2 protein-coding genes are annotated in these 3,085 nt (G+C 66.2%); one reads left to right on the forward strand and one right to left on the reverse strand.

Going from position 1 to position 3,085, the window contains the following annotated elements; all coding sequences use genetic code 11:
- Window positions 1-29: 29 nt before the first annotated feature.
- A complete protein-coding gene (gene lon, locus ABDZ95_RS08305) occupies window positions 30-2,426 on the reverse strand; it encodes an endopeptidase La (RefSeq protein ID WP_343792600.1) in 2,397 nt (798 codons plus the stop codon).
- A gap of 354 nt (window positions 2,427-2,780) precedes the next feature.
- Between lon and ABDZ95_RS08310 the strand changes: the two genes are divergently transcribed.
- Window positions 2,781-3,085: hypothetical protein (locus ABDZ95_RS08310; RefSeq protein WP_343792602.1), on the forward strand; the 305-nt coding region annotated here is incomplete at its 3' end.

The following is a 3,085-nucleotide window of genomic DNA, read 5'->3' on the forward strand; positions in this document are numbered from 1 at the left end:
GGCGTCTCTTTTTCAGTCTGTGGCCGGCGTCAGTGCGCCGCGCTCACCGTCGCGCCGTCGGTCGGCGGGGCGGCGGCGGGAAGCGGCTCGGCTTCCTCGTCCCACTCCACCGGCGTCAGGGCGCCGGTCAGGGCCCACTTGAGGGCCTCGTCGGCGGTCTTGATCGGAACGATCTCCAGCGCGCCCTTCACGTTGTCGGGCACGTCGGCGAGGTCCTTCTCGTTCTCCTCCGGAATCAGCACCGTCTTGATGCCCGAGCGGAGCGCCGCCAGCAGCTTCTCCTTCAGGCCGCCGATGGCGGTGACCCGGCCGCGCAGGGTAATTTCGCCGGTCATGGCGATGTCCTTGCGGATCGGAATGCCGGTCAGGACCGAGACCATGGCCACGGTCATGGCCACGCCGGCCGACGGACCGTCCTTGGGCGTAGCGCCGTCCGGCACGTGGACGTGGATGTCGGTCTTCTCGAAGACCGGCGGCTTGACGCCGAAGCTGAGCGCCCGCGAGCGAACGTAGGATGCGGCCGCCGAGATCGACTCCTTCATCACGTCCTTCAGGTTGCCGGTCACGGTCATGCGGCCGCGGCCCGGCATCTTGATCGCCTCGATGGTCAGGATGTCGCCGCCGAACTCGGTCCAGGCCAGGCCCGTGACGATGCCGACCTGATCGTTCTCGTCGGTCTCGCCGTAGCGGAACTTACGCACACCGGCGTACTCGGCCAGCTTCTCGCTATCGACCGTGATCGAGGCGACCTTGGTCTTGGCCATCTCGCGCACGGCCTTGCGAGCCACGCCGCCCAGGGCGCGTTCGAGCGAACGCACGCCGGCTTCACGGGTATAGTAGCGGATCAGCTCGCGGATCTGGTCCTCGGGGACGATCAGTTCGCCATCCTTCAGGCCGTGGTCCGACAGCTGTTTCGGCAGGACGTGACGCTTGGCGATCTCGACCTTCTCGTCCTCGGTGTAGCCGCTGACCCGGATGATCTCCATCCGGTCTATCAGGGGCTGAGGCATGTTGAGGCTGTTCGCCGTGGTGACGAACATGACCTGCGACAGGTCGTAATCGACTTCCAGATAGTGGTCGCCGAACGTCGAGTTCTGCGCCGGATCCAGCACCTCCAGCAGGGCCGAGGACGGGTCGCCGCGCCAGTCGGCGCCCAGCTTGTCGATCTCGTCCAGCAGGACGAAGGCGTTGGTGGTCTTCGCCTTCTTCATCGACTGGATGATCTTGCCCGGCATCGAGCCGATGTAGGTGCGGCGGTGACCGCGGATCTCGGCCTCGTCACGCACCCCGCCCAGCGACATGCGCACGTATTCGCGGCCGGTCGCCTTGGCGATCGACTTGGCCAGCGAGGTCTTGCCGACGCCGGGAGGGCCGACGAGGCACAGGATCGGGCCTTTCAGCGAACCGGTACGGGCCTGGACGGCCAGATACTCGATGATCCGCTCTTTCACCTTCTCCAGGCCGTAGTGATCCTCCTCGAGGATGTCCTCGGCCTTGTTCAGGTCGATGGGCTTCTGGCGCGCCTTGCCCCACGGGATCGACAGCAGCCAGTCGAGGTAGTTCCGCACCACCGTCGACTCGGCCGACATCGGGCTCATGTTGCGGAGCTTCTTGACCTCGGCCTCGGCCTTGAGGCGGGCTTCCTTGGACAGCTTGGTCTTCCGGATGCGCTTCTCGAGCTCCATGATCTCGTCGCGCTGATCGTCGGTCTCGCCCAGCTCGCGCTGGATCGCCTTCATCTGCTCGTTGAGATAGTACTCGCGCTGGGTCTTCTCCATCTGGCGCTTCACGCGCGAACGGATCTTCTTCTCGACCTGCAGGACGCTGATCTCGCCCTCCATCAGGCCGTAGACCTTCTCCAGTCGCTGCGGCACGGCGACGGTCTCCAGCAGCGCCTGCTTGTCGGCGATCTTCACCGACAGATGGGCGGCGACGGAGTCGGCCAGGCGCGAAGGCTCTGTGATCTGCGGGATGGAGCTGAGGGCCTCGGGGGGGACCTTCTTGTTCAGCTTCACATAGTTCTCGAACTGCTCGATCACCGCGCGCAGCAGGGCTTCCGACTGCGAGGGCTCGCCGACCTCGTCGGCGATCTCCTCGGCCTCGGCCTCGAAATACTCGGTGCGGTCGGTGAACTTGAGCAGGCGGGCGCGGCCCTTGCCCTCGACCAGCACCTTCACGGTGCCGTCGGGCAGTTTCAGCAGTTGCAGGACATTGGCCAGCACGCCGATCGGATAGATGGCGTCAGCGGCCGGATCGTCATCGACGCTGTTCTTCTGTGTGGCGAGCAGGATCTGCTTCTCGCCCTTCATGATCTCGTCCAGCGCGCGCACGGACTTCTCGCGGCCCACGAAGAGCGGCACCACCATGTGCGGGAAGACGACGATGTCTCGCAGCGGCAGGACGGGAAGGGTCTTGGTATCGGTCATGATGCGTACTCCGGGGCCCTTGTTGATCTCGAGCCCGCCGCGCCGGCGGTCGGAACGCTATGCCCCGCCGTATCGACTCGGCCCGCCATTCAGCGGCCTTCGGGACAGTATGTGGTTTTGCGGACGCGCCGTTCAAGCGTGGCGGCCACAGAGGACTGGGGACCGTTCCATTGCGGTGAAGCTGCACGGTCGTTGCGTGGGGAAGGCAATCCGGGCGCGCGAGTGACATTTCGGGCGTCCCAAGAGGTCGAACATGCCGTTCACCGCTGTGGCAGGGCCGCCACCCTCGGCCATCGATCGCAACCGTTGCGGCAGCTTGACCGTTCAGGACATGGATAATCGGAGGAAACATCCATGAGACTGATGCTTGTCAGCGCCGCCGCCGCGCTCACTCTCGCCGCCTGCAATCGCGAACCGGCGCCCGAAGCGCCCGCCGAAGACACCGCCGCGATGGAGGCCGCTCCGACGGATGCGGGCGCCCCTGCTCCGGCTCCCGCAGCTTCGGGTTCGGGCGGCTCAGCGGCCGCGGCAAGCGACGCCGGCGTCGATACGGCCGGCACGGCTCCGGCGAGCGAAGGCATGATGAGCGGCCCCAGCGAGGCGACCCGCGACGCCGCCAAGGAAAAGGCCGAGCAGACCAACCTGCACCCGCGCACCTG

It is taken from the genome of Brevundimonas kwangchunensis (assembly GCF_039523815.1).
Lineage (GTDB): Bacteria > Pseudomonadota > Alphaproteobacteria > Caulobacterales > Caulobacteraceae > Brevundimonas > Brevundimonas kwangchunensis.

Coding starts and splice junctions, on each gene's coding strand:
- lon (WP_343792600.1), bottom strand. CDS start 2,426: ATGACCGATACCAAGACCCTTCCCGTCCTGCCGCTGCGAGACATCGTC.